Source organism: Sphingomonas sp. CBMAI 2297, assembly GCF_029870595.1.
Lineage (GTDB): Bacteria > Pseudomonadota > Alphaproteobacteria > Sphingomonadales > Sphingomonadaceae > Sphingomonas.
On record NZ_JAPDIR010000003.1, the window covers coordinates 59,827 to 76,767 of the forward strand.

19 protein-coding genes are annotated in these 16,941 nt (G+C 69.5%); 7 read left to right on the forward strand and 12 right to left on the reverse strand.

The window, feature by feature from the left end; translation table 11 throughout:
* Nucleotides 1-46 precede the first annotated feature (46 nt).
* The 3 genes from OMP43_RS05330 to OMP43_RS05340 are packed head-to-tail and all read right to left on the reverse strand — an operon-like array spanning nucleotide 47 to nucleotide 2,332.
* Nucleotides 47-751: an ABC transporter ATP-binding protein gene (locus tag OMP43_RS05330; protein ID WP_280278694.1), complete on the reverse strand. Its 705-nt coding sequence runs from the start codon at nucleotides 749-751 to the stop codon at nucleotides 47-49.
* A complete protein-coding gene (locus OMP43_RS05335; RefSeq protein ID WP_280278695.1) occupies nucleotides 748-2,055 on the reverse strand; it encodes an efflux RND transporter periplasmic adaptor subunit in 1,308 nt (435 codons plus the stop codon). The genes OMP43_RS05330 and OMP43_RS05335 overlap by 4 nt, the downstream gene beginning before the upstream one ends.
* Before the next feature lie 52 nt (nucleotides 2,056-2,107).
* On the reverse strand, nucleotides 2,108-2,332 hold the full coding sequence (locus tag OMP43_RS05340) for a hypothetical protein (RefSeq protein ID WP_280278696.1): 225 nt from the start codon (nucleotides 2,330-2,332) through the stop codon (nucleotides 2,108-2,110).
* Nucleotides 2,333-2,469: 137 nt separating this feature from the next.
* Here OMP43_RS05340 and OMP43_RS05345 point away from each other — a divergent pair, with 137 nt between their 5' ends.
* Together OMP43_RS05345 and OMP43_RS05350 are read left to right on the forward strand one after the other, a co-directional pair.
* Nucleotides 2,470-3,864, forward strand: a complete 1,395-nt coding sequence (locus tag OMP43_RS05345; RefSeq protein WP_280278697.1) for a sigma-54 dependent transcriptional regulator — start codon at nucleotides 2,470-2,472, stop codon at nucleotides 3,862-3,864.
* Nucleotides 3,854-5,179: an ATP-binding protein gene (locus OMP43_RS05350; protein WP_280278698.1), complete on the forward strand. Its 1,326-nt coding sequence runs from the start codon at nucleotides 3,854-3,856 to the stop codon at nucleotides 5,177-5,179. The genes OMP43_RS05345 and OMP43_RS05350 overlap by 11 nt, the downstream gene beginning before the upstream one ends.
* A 96-nt stretch (nucleotides 5,180-5,275) precedes the next feature.
* Here OMP43_RS05350 and OMP43_RS05355 read toward each other — a convergent pair whose 3' ends face one another.
* From OMP43_RS05355 to OMP43_RS05375, 5 genes are all read right to left on the reverse strand, one after another.
* Nucleotides 5,276-5,725, reverse strand: coding sequence for a GNAT family protein (locus OMP43_RS05355; protein ID WP_280278699.1), 450 nt, complete (start codon nucleotides 5,723-5,725; stop codon nucleotides 5,276-5,278).
* A gap of 723 nt (nucleotides 5,726-6,448) precedes the next feature.
* A complete protein-coding gene (locus OMP43_RS05360; RefSeq protein WP_280278700.1) occupies nucleotides 6,449-6,769 on the reverse strand; it encodes a hypothetical protein in 321 nt (106 codons plus the stop codon).
* A 166-nt stretch (nucleotides 6,770-6,935) separates the two neighbouring features.
* Nucleotides 6,936-7,814, reverse strand: a complete 879-nt coding sequence (locus tag OMP43_RS05365) for a type II secretion system protein GspK (protein ID WP_280278701.1) — start codon at nucleotides 7,812-7,814, stop codon at nucleotides 6,936-6,938.
* Complete coding sequence (locus tag OMP43_RS05370) at nucleotides 7,811-8,380, reverse strand: type II secretion system protein GspJ (RefSeq protein ID WP_280278702.1); 570 nt, start codon at nucleotides 8,378-8,380, stop codon at nucleotides 7,811-7,813. The genes OMP43_RS05365 and OMP43_RS05370 overlap by 4 nt, the downstream gene beginning before the upstream one ends.
* A gap of 7 nt (nucleotides 8,381-8,387) precedes the next feature.
* Nucleotides 8,388-9,428, reverse strand: coding sequence for a penicillin-binding protein activator (locus OMP43_RS05375; RefSeq protein WP_280278703.1), 1,041 nt, complete (start codon nucleotides 9,426-9,428; stop codon nucleotides 8,388-8,390).
* On the opposite strand from OMP43_RS05375, the gene gspN reads away from it, so the two are divergent.
* Nucleotides 9,428-10,144 carry a type II secretion system protein N gene (gspN, locus tag OMP43_RS05380; protein ID WP_280278704.1) on the forward strand — a complete coding sequence of 239 codons (717 nt, stop codon included), beginning with the start codon at nucleotides 9,428-9,430 and terminating at the stop codon, nucleotides 10,142-10,144. The genes OMP43_RS05375 and gspN overlap by 1 nt on opposite strands.
* A gap of 44 nt (nucleotides 10,145-10,188) precedes the next feature.
* On the opposite strand, the gene OMP43_RS05385 is transcribed toward gspN, so the two are convergent.
* From OMP43_RS05385 to gspL, 4 genes are all read right to left on the reverse strand, one after another.
* Entirely contained in the window at nucleotides 10,189-11,415 is a 1,227-nt protein-coding gene (locus OMP43_RS05385) for a type II secretion system F family protein (RefSeq protein WP_280278705.1), read from the reverse strand.
* Nucleotides 11,416-11,568: 153 nt separating this feature from the next.
* Complete coding sequence (gspE, locus tag OMP43_RS05390; protein ID WP_280278706.1) at nucleotides 11,569-13,056, reverse strand: type II secretion system ATPase GspE; 1,488 nt, start codon at nucleotides 13,054-13,056, stop codon at nucleotides 11,569-11,571.
* Complete coding sequence (gspM, locus tag OMP43_RS05395; protein WP_280278707.1) at nucleotides 13,053-13,550, reverse strand: type II secretion system protein GspM; 498 nt, start codon at nucleotides 13,548-13,550, stop codon at nucleotides 13,053-13,055. Before gspM ends, gspE begins: the two co-directional genes overlap by 4 nt.
* Nucleotides 13,547-14,659 (reverse strand): type II secretion system protein GspL, encoded by a 1,113-nt coding sequence (gspL, locus tag OMP43_RS05400; RefSeq protein WP_280278708.1) that lies wholly within the window; start codon nucleotides 14,657-14,659, stop codon nucleotides 13,547-13,549. Before gspL ends, gspM begins: the two co-directional genes overlap by 4 nt.
* A gap of 39 nt (nucleotides 14,660-14,698) precedes the next feature.
* On the opposite strand from gspL, the gene gspG reads away from it, so the two are divergent.
* Genes gspG through OMP43_RS05420 form a run of 4 tightly spaced genes read left to right on the forward strand, consistent with a single transcriptional unit; the run spans nucleotide 14,699 to nucleotide 16,939 of the window.
* On the forward strand, nucleotides 14,699-15,178 hold the full coding sequence (gspG, locus tag OMP43_RS05405; RefSeq protein WP_280278709.1) for a type II secretion system major pseudopilin GspG: 480 nt from the start codon (nucleotides 14,699-14,701) through the stop codon (nucleotides 15,176-15,178).
* Between the two features lie 5 nt (nucleotides 15,179-15,183).
* Entirely contained in the window at nucleotides 15,184-15,660 is a 477-nt protein-coding gene (locus OMP43_RS05410; protein WP_280278710.1) for a prepilin-type N-terminal cleavage/methylation domain-containing protein, read from the forward strand.
* Complete coding sequence (gene gspI, locus OMP43_RS05415) at nucleotides 15,660-16,109, forward strand: type II secretion system minor pseudopilin GspI (RefSeq protein WP_280278711.1); 450 nt, start codon at nucleotides 15,660-15,662, stop codon at nucleotides 16,107-16,109. The genes OMP43_RS05410 and gspI overlap by 1 nt, the downstream gene beginning before the upstream one ends.
* Nucleotides 16,109-16,939: a type II secretion system protein N gene (locus OMP43_RS05420; protein ID WP_280278712.1), complete on the forward strand. Its 831-nt coding sequence runs from the start codon at nucleotides 16,109-16,111 to the stop codon at nucleotides 16,937-16,939. The genes gspI and OMP43_RS05420 overlap by 1 nt, the downstream gene beginning before the upstream one ends.
* Nucleotides 16,940-16,941: the final 2 nt, after the last annotated feature.

Sequence of the window (16,941 nt, forward strand, 5' to 3'; positions counted from 1 at the left end):
TCTTCCTTCTTCTCCTCTCCCCGTGGCGGGGAGAGGGAGTTGACGATCAGGCCGCGCGGCGGCGTTCCTGGAGGACGCGGCCGTCGAGCATGCTGACGATGCGGCCCGCATAATCGGCATGCGCCGGCGAGTGCGTGACCATCACGATGGTCGAGCCTTCGGCGTTCAGCGTCTGCAGCATGTGCATCACTTCCTCGCCATGCTGAGTGTCGAGATTGCCGGTCGGCTCGTCGGCCAGGATCAGCTTCGGGCTGGCGACGAGCGCGCGGGCGACGGCGACGCGCTGCTGCTGGCCGCCCGAGAGCTGGCTGGGCCGGTGCTTGGCGCGGTGGGCGATGCCGGTGCGGTCCATCACTTCCTCCACCCGGCGCTTGCGCTCGGCGGCGGGGACCTTGTGATAGAGCAGCGCCAGCTCGATATTGTCGCGGACGCTGAGCTCGTCGACCAGGTTGAAGCTCTGGAAGATGAAGCCGATATTCTCCTTGCGGACATCGGCGAGCCGGCTCTCGCCGAGCCCCGCGACTTCCTGGCCGTTGAACAGATAGCTGCCCGAGGACGGGCTATCGAGCATCCCGATCATGTTCAGCAGGGTCGACTTGCCGCAGCCCGAAGGCCCCATGATCGCGACGAACTCGCCCGGGGCGATGTCGAGGTCGATCGCGTCGAGAGCGGTCGTCTGCACCGTGTCGGTGCGGTAGACCTTGGAGAGTTCGCGCATCTGCAGCATCGGATTCCCTTTCTTTTCGGTCATTTGGTCAGGTCCAGGCGCGTCTTGTCGGTAAGGCCGGTATAGGGCGAGGTGATCACCTTCTCGCCGGGCTCGAGCCCTTCGAGCACTTCGACGAAATCGGTGTTGCGGCGGCCGAGGCGGACGTTGCGCTTCTCCGCCGAGCCGCCGCCGGGCGCGACGACGAACACCCAGGCGCCGCCGGTATCGTTGTAGAAGGCGCCGTTGGGGATCAGCAGAGCGGGCGCGGAATCGCCCAGGGTGAGCCGCGCCTGCATCGTCTGGCCGCGCTGGAGCTGGGGCGGCTCGCCGCCGGTGAACTGCAGGTCGACCTGGAACTGGCCGTTCTGCACCTGCGGATAGATCTTGGTGACCTTGGCGGCATAGCGCTTGCCGCCCCAGTCGAGCGCCGCCTGCTGGCCGAGCTGGACGCGCCCGAGATAGAATTCGTCGACGCCGGCGATCAGCTTGTTGCGGCCGGGGCTGTCGATCTGGCCGACACGCTCGCCGCGGCCGAGCGACTGGCCGACCTGGACCGAGAAGCCCGAGAGCTGGCCGGCCACCGGCGCGCGCAGTTGCAGCGCGTCGAGATTGGCGCGGGCGATGGCCAGGCCCGACTGCATCGACTTGGCCGCCGCCTGCTGCTGCGAAAGCTGGCTGCCCTGAAGGCGCGCGTCGGTCGCCTGGCTGCGCCGGAGCGCTGCGAGGTTGCGCTGGCTGAGCGCGTAATCGGCCTCGGTATCGGCGAACTGCTTGCCCGAGACGAAGCCGCGCTGGGCGAGCGGCTTCTCGCGCTCATATTGGCGGCGGGCCTTGTCATGGACAGTCTCGGCCGCGAGCACGGCGCGTTCGTTGGTGAGGCGCGTCTGCGCCAATGCCAGCTCCTGGCTGCGCATGTTGTTGATCTGCTGCTCCACCTCGGTCTGGCGCGCCAGCGTGGAGAGCTGGAGCTCGGCGTTGGACAGCAGCGCGATCGGCTGGCCGGCGGCGACGGTGGCGCCGTCCTCGACCAGCATCTTCTCGACCCGGCCGCCCTCCACCGCGTCGATATAGACGGTGAGGAGCGGCGTGACCCGGGCGCGCAGCGGCATGAAATCGTCGAAGGTGCCGCGCGTGACGCTGGAGATGGTCACCCGGTCGGCGCCCACCGTCTGGCTCGCACCCGAGGGAGCGAACCACCAGAAGCCGAGCGCGGCGAGCAGCACCGCCGCACCGCCCAGTGCGATCTTCACCCGGGTAGAGAGCCCGCGCTTCTCGACGACCCGGTCCATCCCGCTACCCGAGACCGGACCGTCCGTCTTCTCCCTCTGTATCCGCAAGATCGTCATGCCCCCATTCCCAGCAACAGCCGTGCCAGCCGGCCTTCCCTGTGTCCGCGCATCACGCCGCGCCCGCGCAACTGTTCGATTTCGGACAGGCGCGTCCGGAATCGAACGCTATCCGAAACGAAATCGGCCCGAGATCGAGCACCGCATGGGTGGCGTTCGCATCGACCTGGAGATCGAGCCCGAAGCGGCCATGCGGCAGGGCACAGAGGAGAATCGCCAGCGCGACGAGCGCCGCGAGCGCCCTTCCTCCGATCTTCCCCGCTCCGATGCGCTGCACGATTTCCTCCTCCGGCACCTGCGCCGTTCATCGGAGTGTCAGCATGACCCGTGCCAATTGCGCGCCCAGGGGGACCAGGGCTTGGCACGTAAATTGATTGTCCGGTTCCGCACACTAGCTGTACGGGAGCGGGCAGAATGAGCGATCCGGAATTCGAATTCTGCGTCGTGATCGACGACGACGAGGACATATTGATGGCCTCGCGGCTGCTCCTGCGGCGGCTGTTCCGCGACGTCGAGGCGGTGCGCGCGCCCGAGGAAGCGCTCCCGCTGATCCAGGCGCGCACGCCCGACGTGGTGCTGCTCGACGCCAATTTCGCGCGCGGCGCCACTGATGCGGCCGAGGGTTTGGCCTGGCTCGACAGGCTGCTGGCGCTCGACCCCGAGATGGTGGTGGTGATGATCACCGCGCATGGCGGCGTGCAGGTGGCGGTCTCGGCGATGAAGCGCGGGGCGACCGATTTCGTCTCCAAGCCCTGGTCGAACGAGAAATTGCTGGCGACGGTGCGGACCGCCGCGTCGCTCCGCCGCTCGCGCAGGGCTGCGGGCGGCAAGGCCGCGGCAGCGCCCGCCCCCGCGGCCGGAGCATCGCCCCTGCTCGGCGAATCGCCCGCCATGGCGCGCGTCCACTCGCTGATCGCGCGCGCGGCGCCGACCGATGCGAACGTCCTGGTGCTCGGCGAGAACGGCACCGGCAAGGAACTGGTGGCGCGCGAGCTGCACCGCCAGTCGCTCCGGGCGGACCAGGGAATGCTGACGGTCGATCTCGGCGCGATCAGCGAGGACCTGATCGACAGCGAGCTGTTCGGCCATGTGAAGGGCGCCTTCACCGATGCCCGCACCGACCGGGTGGGCCGCATCCAGGCGGCGCATGGCGGCACGCTGTTCCTCGACGAGATCGGCAACCTGCCGCTGCGGCTCCAGCCCAAATTGCTCACCGTGCTCGAGCAGCGCCAGGTGACGCCGGTGGGCGCGAACGCACCCGTGCCGGTCGACATCCGCGTGATCGCCGCGACCAACCTGCCGCCCGAGAAGCTGCGCGACGAGAGCCATTTCCGCCAGGACCTGCTTTTCCGCCTCAATACGGTGGAGATCGACCTGCCCCCGCTGCGCGCGCGCCGCGAGGACGTGCCGCAGCTGATCACCCATTATCTCCAGCATTATGCCAGGCGCTATGGACGGCCGGTGCCGGTGCTGAGCCCCGCAGCGCGGATCGCGCTGCTCGAGCATGACTGGCCGGGCAATGTCCGCGCGCTGCGTCACGCCCTGGAGCGCGCGGTGATCCTGGCGCGCGAGGAAGCGCTGGAGCCGGAGGATTTCGCGCTGGTCCGCGCGATGCCGCGCTTCTCCAGCGCGGTGGTTCCCCCGCCGCCTCAGCACCAGCCGAGCGACGACCTCAATCTGGAGCGCGTGGAGCGCCGGATCGTCGAGGAGGCGCTGAAGAAGCACGGTTACAACATCTCGCTCTCCGCCGCCGAGCTCGGCCTGTCGCGCGCAGCGCTCTATCGCCGGATGGAGAAGCATGGGCTTTGACCGGCGCTTCACGCTCGGCCTGGTCGCCTGGATCACGGCGCTGGGCGGGGCGCTGACCGCCACTGCCCTGACATTCTTCACTCCGGGGCTGGGCGCGGCGCGGATCGTCGCGTTGCTGCTCGCCGCGGGCGCGATCCTTAGCCTGTGGCGCCATGTCACGCGCACCAATGTCGATGTCACGCGCTTCGTCGAGGCGCTGCGCTTCGACGATACCGCCGCGCGCTTCGGCGGCAATCGCGGCGCCGGGTTCGAGGCGCTCGGCACCGCGCTCGACGACGCGATGGACCGGCTACGGGCACGCCAGCTGGCGGCGGCGGCCGAGATGCGCTTCCTGGAAGCGCTGGTCGACGACATGCCGGTGGCGCTGCTCACCATCGACGATGACGGCCAGGTCGCCCCCGCCAACAAGGCGGCGCGGCGGCTCTTCCGGGAAGCGCCGGGCGCGCGGGCCGAGGATTATGCCGTCTATGGCGCGACGCTCGCCAAGCGGCTGACGGGCGGAGGCGCGGCCGAGGAGATATTGCTGCTGGCATTCGAAGGGCGGACGCAGCGCGCGCTGGTCCGCTCGGGAACGCTCGAGCGGCTCGGGCGCAGCATCCGGGTCGTGACCGTTCAGCCGATCCAGGGTACGCTCGACGCGATCGAGATGGCGGCGCAGACCGACCTGGTGCGCGTGCTGACGCATGAGATCCTCAATTCGCTGACCCCGGTGACGTCGCTGGCCGCCACCGCGGCGGACCTGCTCGACGATCCCGATCTGGTGGCCAATCCCCGGATCGGCGATGCTCGCGCGGCGGTGTCGACGCTCGCCCGGCGCGCGCATGGGCTCGGCCATTTCATCGAGGCTTATCGCGCGGTGGCGCACACGCCGGAAATCCAGCGCCAGGCCTTTGCCGCCCAGCCCTGGGCAGAGGAACTGGGCCGCATCTTCGCCGCGCGCGAGCCGGAGGTGCCGATCGAGATCCATGTGGCCTCGGCCCGGCTGGCGATCGACGCCGATCCCGACCTGCTCGCCCAGGTGCTGATCAACCTGCTCCAGAACGCCGCCCAGGCGATGGCCGGCCAGGATCGCCCGCCGCGGCTGGCGCTACGGCTGTTCCCCGACCGCGAAGCGCTGGTGATCGAAGTGGAGGACAATGGGCCCGGCGTGCCCGAAGGGCTGCGCCAGGACGTGTTCCTGCCCTTCTTCACCACGCGCGCGACCGGCACCGGCGTGGGGCTCAACCTCGCGCGGCAGATCGTGGTGGCGCATGGCGGCACGATCGCGATCAGCGACGCACCCGGGGGCGGAGCGGTGTTCCGGATCGTGCTTTAGAGTTCGATCATTCCTCCCCGGAGGGTGAGAAACGGGATATCGATCCGCCCCAGCCCGGGCTTGGCCGGAGCACCTGGCGGTGCCCCGGCCCCTGGGTCATCGGAGCAACCAGGCCCAGGCTTCGCCGATCTCATGATCGATATCGGTGCCGATCCTCCGGAAACCGAGCCCGGTGAGAATGCGCGTCGACGCATTCTCCTCCGGCATGGTCTTCGCATAGAGCTCGATCCCGGGCCGGTGATGCCGCGCGATCTCCACCAGCTTCCGGGCAGTGCGCGTGGCCACGCCCGTGCGCTGGTGCGCGGCCAGGGTGAAATAGGCGATCTCGACGCGATTACCGGCGGGAGTACCGACAAAGGCGCCGCCGCCGACGGCCGTGCCGCACATCACGGCAACATATCCGATCCAGGGCGGATCGAAGCCCAGCCGGTCGTACAGCGCTGCGGTGGCCGCGCATGCCTGGTCGATTTCGCTGGTCCGCGCGCAGGGGGACGCGATGGCCCCGTCCCGCGCGCAAGCAACCAGCGCGAACTTGTCGTCTGACATTTCTTGATCTCACATGCCAAAAATGCCCGCCGCTCTGCGCGGCGAAGCGGATCCGGGTTCAGGCGGGAACAGGAGCTCCCGGGCCTTGGGCAATGGCAGGCAGAGGCAAATCCAATCGATGAGCGCTCAGGGTAGCGGGCGCGGTGAAGCTGCGCAACGGCGGCGAGGCGCGTTGCCGGCGCGGGTGTCAGCTTGCGCCCCAATGGCGGACGTTTCCAGGATGTGCTTCAATCCCTCAATGAGCAGGTCCGCATATGCCTTTATATCGTGCGTTGCGCTGGCGATCATGTCTCTTGTTGGTGGCTGCAATCGGCCCGTTCCTGATCCAGCAAAGCTAAAAGCGATCAGGACCGAATCTCAAGCTCTGATGACTCAGCACCCGGTCTCAGCCGGAGGTGTCTATCGAGTACCGCAAGATGACTGGCCGCCTGTCCTACGCAGTTTGCATCCCGAAATGATCACAGTTTATCATTGGGGTGTCGACGTTAGGACCAAGGCATATTTTGATGGAGGCTGGGGATATAACGTTCCGCGCAATAAGCGTGACCTCCCCATGCTCGCAAGCTGTTACTCAGAACCGAGCCCGGGAGTGTTTTGGCACGGCCCGTGTTGATTGCAGCTTCCCACCCATTCTCGGACACTCCGAAGCGAAGGGTTCTGCCGTAGGCAGTCGGGTGGCAAATACCCAATGGCAGTCATTCGCGCCGCAATCGCGGTTTCCCGCTAGCTGCCGTTAGCATCCACCGCAAAGTTGACGGGCTTGCCGCGCGATGTCGGTTCCCATCCCGCCGCGAGGGCAGCACGCACGCCGTTGGCTGCGGTCGCATCGTTGATCTGGGGACGTCTACGCTGGGGCGATCCATTCCCCGCTTTTGGCATCGGGAACTCCAGCACCGCTTCGCGCTGTCCATCCAATTGCCGCAAAGAAACGGTCATTCCGCGCCAGCCATGAACTGTGCACCACTGCGGCTCGCGTTGCAGCGCCCACTCATATTCTAGACCATCGACCTCGACGATACCTGTGAGGTTGCGAGTATGAAGCATTAAGCCTTGTAATCGCGTCCAAGCCCTTTTCCAACGACCGTGGACATGCTGAGGCTGAGACAAGCGTCCTCGCCGAGGTCAGCTTTCCGCGATCGATGCCGGAGGCTGTCAGTTCACCTTCCACTCACCGGCAACCACTCTCAAGCGACCCCGCACCAACCCGCCCTTACCGCGCCGGAGGAAAACCCGGCGCCTCGGGGGGCACCGATGCCCCGCGCCAGCGCTCGACCACGCCCACCGCGATCTTGCCGTCGGGGTGCTGCACGCGCTGGATCAGCACCGCGGCCTGCTGGCTGGTGCTCCCGATCGTCGCGCGGGTGCGGACCCAGAAGGTGCCCGAGCGGAAGCTGGTGCCCCAGGGCAGCGAAAGGTTCAGGTCGCTCAGGTCCTTGAGCATGAGCTTGCCGTTGCGCCTGCGGATCTCGGCCAGCCGCTGCGCCGCCAGCGGATCGCGGAAGAGGATGCGCAGCATCTCGGGATCGGCGGCATTGAGGTTGATCGTCGTGGTGCCGGGCAAGGCCGTCACCAGCCGCTCCAGCCGCGCGGTCGCCTCCGGATCGAGGCCGGCCAGACGTAGCGGGCGGATATCGGTGATCGGGCCGTAGAGGCGGACATAGGTGATCGCCTTCACCGCATCGTCCTGCGACAGCCCGACATCCTTGGCGATCGTCTGGAACAGCACGATCGCGCCGGCATCGCCCGCGCGCAGCGCATTCAGGTTGAAGCGGCCCTCGGCATCCGCGATCGCGAGATCGAAACTGCCACCCTCGATCGGCGCGCCGCTCTCCGACAGTCGCGCCCAGGGCTCGGTGAGATTGTCCTCATTGGGGGCGACGACCATGTCGCGGCGCAGCGCCACCACGGCGGAGAGCTCGCCGCCGCGCACCACCGCCAGCGCACGCGCCGCCTCGCGGGTGCGCAGCGCGCGATCGAGCGCCAATTCTTCGCGATTGATTAGCAATAGCACAAGCCCAGACGCGATCGCGACGAACATCAGCACGTTGACGAGGATCATCCCCGCCTCGCCTTCGCGCGCCTGCTTCATTGCTTCGGATACTCCGCCTGATCGGGCAGCGTCACCACGCGGCGCAGCGCCCCGGGGGTTCCGCCGGGCCCGATCGCCTGCAGCTCGATTGCGATGGCGCGCGGCCATTTGTCCTTGTCCTCGTCGCGCAGCGGCCAACGGTCCGCCCAGGCGGCGCCGTCGAAGAAGCGCCAGCGGACATCGGCGACGCCGCCGACCACGGTCTGCAGCATCGCGCCCGATCCGCGCACCAGATTGCCGTTGGCCACCGAATATTGCAGCGGCACCGCCGGCCCGCCAAGGCCGGGCGCGGCGCGGGTGAAGTTCAGCTTCTCGCCGCCGCCCGAGACGCGACCGAACGCGATCTGGTCGATATCGCTCGACACCACGAACATCGCGCGCTGGAGATCGGCGAGGCGATCGAGCCGTTTCTCGGTGCGCCCCTGCACCTTGATGATGCCGTCGACCAGCGCGAGGCCAGCCACGGCGATCAGCGCGAACAGGCCGAGCGAGATCATCAGCTCGATCAGCGTGAAGCCCTGTTCGGCTTCTCCTTCGTTCTGGCGGCAGGGAACCGGGCGAAGCACTTCGGCCTCAGGAACCCGAACTCGACGCCACCGGCGTATAGCCGGTCTCGCCGGCGACGACGATCGCGAAGTCGCGGGCGACCGAGCCGTCGGTACGGAAGCGGACCGGGCCGGTGACGCCGTGGAAGCCCTTGGCGTTCATCAGCCCCTCCACGCTCAGCCGGTTGTCGGCGCGCAGCGTGTTGGCGATGCCGGCCGCGTCATAGGCGAGCGCGGCGATCGTGCCCGGCTCGCCGCCGTTGCGGGCCTGGAAGGCGCTGGCAAAGGTGCCGAAGGCGCCCGGATCGGGGCTGGCGAACCAGGCTCCGTCCAGCGCCGCGAGCGCCTGGGGCCGGTTGTCGAGCGCCTGGAAGGTGCCGAGCAGCTGGACGCCGGTGTCCTTGAGCGCACGCGCCGCGGCCAGCACCGCCTCGCCGCTGCCGGGAAGCAGCACGGCGTCGGGCACCTCGCCCGGCGCGGGGAGCGGCTGGCCGGGCTTCACCTGGAGGACATGGACGGTGATGCCGAGCTCCCCCTCGCTCTTGCCGGCGGCGAGCGCTGCGGCGGCGCTCCAGGGCGAGCCGTCGTCGATCATCGTGACGGTCTTCACGCCGCGGGTGCGGGCGTAGCGCAGGATCGCGGTGGTCACCTGGCCGGCGGTGATGCCGAAGATCCAGGTGCCGGGCGCGCGCAGCACGCTGTCGTTGCTGAACGCGATCACCGGCACGCGGCCGGCAACGGCACCGGAGACGGCCGGCACTTCCTCGGCCGAAAGCGGGCCCAGGATCAAGGCGGGCTTGAGCTTGAGCGCCTGCGCGGCGGCAGCGGCGGCGCCGGTCGCGGTGCCGCCCGTGTCGAAGCTCTGCACATAGGCGCTGTTTTCCGCGAGCAACGCGGCCTGGCGCATGCTAAGGCCCAGCCGCGCTCGCGGGCCCGTGAGCGGCAGCAGCAGGGCGATCGGGCGCTTGTCCTTCTTGTCCGCCGCGAACACTTGCGAGGGAAGCACGACCGATGCCGCTGACGCGACCAGGCCTGATTGCAGCGACTTCAGCAGGGTCCGTCGATCCATTGCCGACTCTGGGAGAGGGAAGCGGGGCACGGCGGTCTATTATCCTCTTCGCCCTGATCGGCATAGGGGCGTATCTGCTCGCGCTGCTCGTGACGATGCCGGCGAGCCTGGTCTTCCGGAACACCGCCTGGCGCACCGGCGTGGCGGGCACGGTGTGGAACGGCGAGGTCGGCATCGCCGGCGGCGCGACCTTCGCCTGGCACATGGCGCCGCTCCGCTCGCTCACCAGCCTGGCCTTCGCCGCCGACTGGAAGGCGACCGGACCGAACACCGATCTGGGCGGGCAGATGCTCCAGCATCTCGGCGGGCGGACGGTGCTCGACCATGTCAGCGGCTCGGCCGATGCGAGCCTGTTCCGCGCGCTCCAGCCCAACCTGCCCTTCACCTGCAATCTGGCCCTGCAGATCGAGATGCGGCGGATCGCCTCGGGCGGCGGCACGCGCATGGCCGACGGCAAGGTCACCACCGATCCGGGCAGCTGCCGCGCGAAGAATGGCGGCGGGCCGGTGGCGGTGCCGGCGCTGCTGATCACGGCCGAGCATGTCGGCGACCGCACGACGATCCGCGTGGCGCCCTCGGCCCAGCGGCTGAAGACGCTGATGACCGCGATACTGTCCGAGGACGGCACGCTCGACATCGCGATGACGCCGGAGGGTGCGGCGATCCTGCCGTTCGTCGGGCTGCCGGGCGGGGCCCGGGTGCAGGGGCAGATGTGACGGCCCGGCCGTCATCCCGGCGAAAACCGGGATGACGGATTTGGTCAGAGCCCCACCAGATTGTTCAGGTTGATGATCGGCAGCAGGATCGCCAGCACCATCATCAGCACCAGCCCGCCCATCACCAGCAGCACCAGCGGCTCGACCAGCGCGACCAAGGTGCCGACGATCGCGTCCAGCTCGCGCTGCAGCTCGTGCGAGGCACGGTCGAGCGCCGGCGCCAGCCGGCCCGAGCTTTCCCCGGAGGCGACGATCGCGACGAGCATCGAGGGGAAGACTCCCGCCTCGCTCATCGCGGCGCGCAGGCTGATGCCTTCGCGGACCCGCGCCGCGACGCCGAGCGCCTTTTCGCGCACCCAGCGATTGGGGGTGACCGCCGCCGCGGCATGCAGCGCGTCGACCAGCGGGACGGCGCTGCCGACCAGCGTGGCGAGGCTGCCGGCGAAGCGGGCGGCGCTGAGCTGGCGGCTGAAGCGCCGGAACGGGCGCTTCTCGGAGAAGAAGCGATCGACGCGCAGCCGGTTGGCGGGCACACGGGCCCAGCGCAGGAAGAGCAGCCCCGCCAGGGCAATTCCGAGCAGCAGGTACAGCCCGAAATTCTGGAGGGACCAGCTCACCGCGATCAGCGCCTTGGTGAGGAACGGCAGGTCGGCCCCGCGCGAGACGAACACCTTCACGATGTCCGGCACGATATAGACGAGCAGCAGCGCCATCATGCCGATCGACACCAGTGCCAGCAGCGCGGGATACATCAGGGCGAGCTGGAGCTTCTGGCCATTGGCCTGGCGGTTCTCGACGAATTCGGCGAGGTGGTTGAGCACGTCGGGCAACTTGCCCGAAGCCTCGCCCGCCGCCACCGAGGCGCGGTAGAATTCGGGAAAGGCGCCGGGATGCTGCGCCAGCGCTGCGGCGAAGCTGCGCCCGTCGAGGATCGCGGCACGCACGTCGAGCAGGAGCGAACTGGTCGGGGCGTGCTCGGACTGGGTGGCGACCAGGCGTAGCGCTTCCTCGATCGCAATGTCCGAGCCGACCAGCGTGGCGATCTGGCGCGTGACGGTGGCGAGCGCCTTGGAGGACAGGCCGACACGGCGGAAACGCGGCAGCTGGATGGAGCCGAAGCTGGCCCCCTTCGCGGTCGCCACCTCGACGGAAAGCGGCAACAGCGCCTGCTCGCGCAGCATGGCCCGCGCGGCGGCGGGGCTGGACGCCTCGATGATGCCCTTCTTCGAGGCGCCGGCCTTGTCGGCGGCGCGATAGGAATAGGCGGGCATCTTATATTCTTCCCCGGAACGGGGAGGGGGACCATGCGCAGCATGGTGGAGGGGGCGCACCGCAAGCGGCTCCCTCGTGGCGCCCCCCCTCCACCACGACGCTCCGCGTCGCGGTCCCCCTCCCCGTTCCGGGGAGGATCTTGGAAGAATGGCTCACCCTTCGTCCCTCACCACCCGGGCGACCTCTTCCACCGTCGTCACCCCGGCCTTCACCTTCGCCAGCCCGTCGTCGAGCAGGCTCGGATTGTCCTTGCGGGCGTGCGCCTCGAGCTCGGCCTCCGAAGCGCCGTCATGGATCAGCTTCTGGAACTTCTCGTCGACCGCGACGACTTCGTAGAGGCCCGCCCGCCCCCGATAGCCCTCGCCATGGCACTCCGCGCAGCCGACCGCGCGCCAGATCTTCTTGCCGGGCCTGATCGCGCCGCCGAGCAGCAGCGAATCCGCCTCGCTCGCCTCGTCCTGCCGGGCGCAGCTCGGGCAAAGCTTGCGCACCAGGCGCTGGGCGCACAGGCCCACGACCATCGGGGCGAGCAGATAGCGCTCCACTCCCATGTCGATCAGGCGGGTCACCGAGCCGACCGCGCTGTTGGTATGGAGCGTCGAGAGCACGAAATGCCCGGTCATCGACGAGCGCACGGCGACCTGGGCGGTCTCCTGGTCGCGAATCTCGCCGACCATGATCACGTCCGGATCCTGGCGCAGGATCGCGCGCAGGCCCCGGGCGAACGTCATGTCGGTGCGCGGATTGACCTGGGTCTGGCCGATGCCCGCCAGCTCATATTCGATCGGATCCTCGACCGTCATGATGTTGCGCTTGCGATCGTTCAGGCGGTTGAGCGCGGCATAGAGCGTCGTCGTCTTGCCCGAGCCGGTGGGGCCGGTGACGAGCAGCATGCCGTGCGGACGCTCGAGCAGGCGGGTGAATACGCCGCGGTCGCGCTCGCTCATGCCGAGCACTTCCATGTCGAGACGGAGCGAGCCCTTTTCCAGCAGGCGCATCACCACGCGCTCGCCATGCTGGGTCGGGATGGTCGAGACGCGGGCATCGACGTCGTGGCCGCCGATCCGGAGCGTCACGCGCCCGTCCTGGGGAATGCGGCGCTCGGCGATGTCGAGCCTGGCCATCACCTTGATGCGGCTGACCAGCAACGGCGCGAGCGCGCGAGGCGGCTCGATCATGTCGCGCAGCACGCCGTCGATCCGGAAGCGGACGACCAGGCGCTTCTCCTGCGTCTCGATATGCACGTCCGACGCACCTTCGCGCACCGCCTCGAGCAGCAGCGCGTTGATCAGGCGGATGACGGGGGCGTCGTCACGCGTGTCGAGCAGGTCGTCCACGCTCGCGGCGCTGTCGGCGAGCGCGGCCAGGTCCATGTCGCCGAGATCGATGTCTGCGGCCGCGCCGGCGCCCGAATAGGCGGCGCCCAGGGCAGCGTCGAACTGGTCGTCGGGCACCGAGACGAACCGGGCGGCGGGCGCGAGGCGCTGGACCTCGAGCAAGCCGTCGAGCGCGGCGCCGGCCTTGTGGACGCACTCCACCACCCCCGCATCGCCGACGCGCAGCAGCACGCCGTTCCGGCGCGCGAAGCCATAGGGCAGCGTCACGGAGGGGTCGTCGGTGAGGATCAGCATCTCGTTCATCCGCCGAAATCCACGGTTGCGCTGACCCGGCCCGGCTCCGGGCGGCGCTGAAGGTCGACTCGCCGGATCCGCAGGGTGCTGGTCGCGGAGAGATCGGCGAGCCAGGCCATGACCGAGTCATAGCTGCCGTCGGCGATCGTCGCGCGCGCGCCGTCCGGAGTCGGCGCGACGGTGACGGCGAGGCCGAAGCTCCCCACGGAGCCGTTGATCACATCGGCCGGCGAGCCCTGGCGACGCTGGGGCTGGGCCGGCGAAAGCGTGCCCGCGGCGCGAATGCGCGCGGTGAGCGTCTCATAGGTGCGGATGTCCTGCAGCGCGGAGGCGCGGGCGGCCTGGAGCGGCTTGATGACGCCATAGACCAGCACCAGCGCGGCGAGGAACAGGGCCAGGCCGCCGAGCATGAGCTGCTCACGGCGGCTGCGGCCGCTCCACCAGCCGTCGAAGCGGATCAGCGCGGCGTCGAGCGCCGGCATGCGGGCGAGAATCAGTCTCATGCGGCACTCGCCGTAATGCGGATCGCGCCTTCGGGCGAGCGCACGACCCGCGCCCCCACCCCGGCCCCCTTGAGCGTCGTCTCGATCCGCGATGCCAGCTCCGCATCGGGCGAGGCATCGAGGTCTAGCGTGAGCAGCCTGCCCTCGAAGGTCATCGCGCGCACCGCGAACGAGCCGGCGAGCGGCGCCAGCGCGCCCGAAACGCGTGTGACCAGCGGCACGAACGGCTGCGGCACGCGCGCGCCGCTGCCCGCGGGCAGCATGGCGGTGACCGAATTGGCGAGATCGTCACCCAGCGTCACCCCGGGCGCGGCGAGCGCGGCAGTGGCGCGCGCTTCCGCTTCGCGGCTATCGGCGATGTTGCGCAGCATGAGCACGTCGCCCAGCGCGATCACGGCATGCGCGGCGGCGCCGATCGCCGCGACCCAGACGAACTTGCGCCACAGGCCGGAGCCCGCGGCCTTGCGCACCGCATAGGCCCCCTGGCGCAGGTTCAGCGCAGCGACCGCGGTGCCGGCGGCAGGCCCGAACGCGGCGGGATCGAGCGTCGCCGCTCCCTTCTGCATGTCGTCGGGCAGGCGCTCGCCATAGCTGGTCACGCCCGGGCGCCCGGCGGCTTCCCAGGCGGGGCGGAGCAAGGCGGCGGGGACTTCGAAGCCAGTACCCTCCGCATCGCGCACCGCGGCGCGGCCGCCGTCCTGCGATACCGCCCAGCCCTCGGCCGGGCGCGGAAGGGTCAGCACGTCCGGGGCCATCGCCGCGTGGCCGATGCCGGCCTCCTCGGCCTGGGCGACCCAGCGCGCCATCACGTCATGCCGGACCACGCCGACCAGATAGCGGCCGGGCGCGATCTGCTCGCCGAGCGCGAGATGCACCGAATCGACCGGCTCGGCGATTCGATCCTCGATCGCGAAGGGCAGCGCCGCGACGCGCTTGGCATGGCTGGGCAGCGGCAGGTCGACCGCCAGCAGCCGCACCTGCCCGGTGGAGACGAGAATGGTTGCGGGCCAATCCCGCGCGGCTATGATCAGGCGGTCACTCGCCAGCGTCCACACGCCCGCGGCGGGCGGCTCTGATGGGTCGGACGCACCCCTGGTGTTTGGGCTCATTGTCACATTTGCTTCATGGGCAGGACGCATGGGGCGGGGATGCGCATAGTTTTGAAACAGTTCCATGACATCGCACCTAAGGTGCACGACCGCAAGCGCGCCGTTCCCGATGGCGAGGCCGGCCTGACGCTCATCGAAATGATGATCGTGCTGGTGATCATCGCGATCGTCGCCGGGCTCGTCGCGGCGAACGTGATGGGCCGCCCGGACGAGGCCAAGGTCACCGCCACCAAGAGCAACATCGCCACCATCTCGGGTGCGCTCAAGATGTACCGGCTCGACAATGGCGACTATCCCACCACCGAGCAGGGCCTGAAGGCGCTCGTCGAGAAGCCGACGGCGCCGCCGGTGCCGTCCAGCTTCCCGCAGGGCGGCTATCTCTCCGCGCCCGCGCTCGATGCCTGGGGCAAGCCGTACGAATATCGCTCGGAAGGCGGCAGCTTCACGATCCGCTCGCTCGGCAAGGACGGCAAGCCCGGCGGCGAAGGCGTGGACGCCGATATCGAAGGCAAGGGCTGAGCTTCGTGCGGGGGGCCGACATCGCCGCGCGCCCCGCCGAGCAGGGCATGACGCTGGTCGAGATGCTGATCGTGCTGGTCATCATCGGCGTGATGGCGGGCGCGGTGGCGCTCGGCATGGGATCGGTGACGCGCGCGCCGAGCGTGGAGACCGAGGCGCGCCGGCTGGCGACGCGGCTCCAGGCCGCCGCCGATGACGCGATGCTCGCCGACCGCGCGATCGCCTTCACCGTGCGGAAGAACGGCTATGGCTTCGCGATGGTGAGCGCCGACGGCAAGGCCGTGCCGCGCACCGACGATGCGTTCGGCTTCCACAAGCTGCCGGGCGGCATGGTGATGACGTTGAACGTGAAGCCGCCGGTGATGCTCGGCGTGGACGGCGCCGGCAAGCCGATGCAGGCGGTGATCGAGAGCGGGCAGAAGAGCTGGATCGTCGTCTATGATGGGATGACCGTGCGGGCGTTCCCGACGGGGGTGCTGTGATGCCCGCGATATCCCGTCATCCCGGCGAAAGCCGCGATCTCGTGCCGCAAGCGCCTTCGCCCGAGATCCCGGCTTTCGTCGGGAGGACGGATTGGGGCCGAGAGGACGAGGCCGGTTTCTCGTTGATCGAAGCGCTGGTCGCGCTCGCCGTGCTCGCCATCGCCACGGTGGGCCTGATGCGCACCGTCGAATCGCACATCGACTCCACCCGCGCGATGGAACGCCGCACCACCGCCATGTGGGTCGCCGAGAATCGGCTCGCCGAGCTGGAAGCGCGCGCGCCGGGCCGGGAACAGGTGGAGATGCTGGGCCAGCAATGGCGCGTCGCGGTCGCGCGGCGACGGACCGACGATCCGGAGATCGAGCGTGTCCGCGTCGAAGTGTTCGCCGGCACCGAGAAGAGCGCGCTTGCATCGCTCGACGGCTTCGTGGACGGACGCAAGCTGTAATGGCCACCGTCATCCTCACGCCGCGCCAGGCGCGCATCGGGCTCAACCTGTTCACCGGCGCGATGGTCGTCTCGGTGGCGGTGGCGCTCGCCGGGCTCACCTGGCGGATCGCCGGCCATGCCGGCACCGGCGCGATCACCGTGCCCTCGGGCGGCAGCGGCCCGGCCCCGGCGCCGGACATCGCCGCGGCGGTGGCGCTCGCGCCGTTCGGCAAGCCTTCCGCCTCGGAGGCCGGCCAGGCGACGAGCCTGTCGCTGGAGCTGAAGGGCGTGATCGCCGCGAGCCCCGCCGAGCTCTCGACCGCGTTCATCTCGGTGAGCGGGCAGCCGCCCAAGACCTATAAGGTGGGCGACAATGTCGAGGGCGCGACGATCCGGGCGATCCTGCCCGACCGCGTGATCCTCGCCAATGGCGGGCGCGACGAGTTCCTCGCCTTCCCCGATCCGACGCTGACGCCCGAGCAGCGCCAGGCCGCCGCCGCGGGCCGCCCGCCCGCTCCCGCCGCCAATCCGGTGATCGCGCCGGGCGCGCCGCCGCCGGCCCGCACCCCGGGCGCCCCGCCCGCTCCCGCCGTCGCGCCGCCCCAGGCGACGGTGGCCGGCATCCTGCAGCGCTTCGACGCGACGCCCGTCTCCGGCGGCTATCGCATCGGCGACAATGGCCCGCCGGGCATGGTGGCGGGCGACGTGATCCAGTCGGTCAACGGCACCGCGCTCTCCGATTCCACTGCCGCGCAGGGCGCCTTCGCGGCTGCCCAGGCGAGCGGTTCCGCCCAGATCCAGGTCCTGCGCGACGGGAAGCGGCTGACGCTTACCGTGCCGCTCCGCTAGAA

Excerpts from the sequence above, each read along its gene's own strand:
- gspG (WP_280278709.1), top strand. The coding sequence starts at position 14,699 with ATGCGCATAGTTTTGAAACAGTTCCATGACATCGCACCTAAGGTGCAC.
- OMP43_RS05345 (WP_280278697.1), top strand. The coding sequence starts at position 2,470 with ATGAGCGATCCGGAATTCGAATTCTGCGTCGTGATCGACGACGACGAG.
- gspI (WP_280278711.1), top strand. The coding sequence starts at position 15,660 with ATGCCCGCGATATCCCGTCATCCCGGCGAAAGCCGCGATCTCGTGCCG.
- OMP43_RS05420 (WP_280278712.1), top strand. The coding sequence starts at position 16,109 with ATGGCCACCGTCATCCTCACGCCGCGCCAGGCGCGCATCGGGCTCAAC.
- gspL (WP_280278708.1), bottom strand. The coding sequence starts at position 14,659 with ATGAGCCCAAACACCAGGGGTGCGTCCGACCCATCAGAGCCGCCCGCC.
- OMP43_RS05375 (WP_280278703.1), bottom strand. The coding sequence starts at position 9,428 with ATGGATCGACGGACCCTGCTGAAGTCGCTGCAATCAGGCCTGGTCGCG.
- OMP43_RS05365 (WP_280278701.1), bottom strand. The coding sequence starts at position 7,814 with ATGAAGCAGGCGCGCGAAGGCGAGGCGGGGATGATCCTCGTCAACGTG.
- gspM (WP_280278707.1), bottom strand. The coding sequence starts at position 13,550 with ATGAGACTGATTCTCGCCCGCATGCCGGCGCTCGACGCCGCGCTGATC.
- OMP43_RS05330 (WP_280278694.1), bottom strand. The coding sequence starts at position 751 with ATGACCGAAAAGAAAGGGAATCCGATGCTGCAGATGCGCGAACTCTCC.
- OMP43_RS05335 (WP_280278695.1), bottom strand. The coding sequence starts at position 2,055 with ATGACGATCTTGCGGATACAGAGGGAGAAGACGGACGGTCCGGTCTCG.
- gspE (WP_280278706.1), bottom strand. The coding sequence starts at position 13,056 with ATGAACGAGATGCTGATCCTCACCGACGACCCCTCCGTGACGCTGCCC.
- OMP43_RS05385 (WP_280278705.1), bottom strand. The coding sequence starts at position 11,415 with ATGCCCGCCTATTCCTATCGCGCCGCCGACAAGGCCGGCGCCTCGAAG.
- OMP43_RS05355 (WP_280278699.1), bottom strand. The coding sequence starts at position 5,725 with ATGTCAGACGACAAGTTCGCGCTGGTTGCTTGCGCGCGGGACGGGGCC.
- OMP43_RS05360 (WP_280278700.1), bottom strand. The coding sequence starts at position 6,769 with ATGCTTCATACTCGCAACCTCACAGGTATCGTCGAGGTCGATGGTCTA.
- OMP43_RS05350 (WP_280278698.1), top strand. The coding sequence starts at position 3,854 with ATGGGCTTTGACCGGCGCTTCACGCTCGGCCTGGTCGCCTGGATCACG.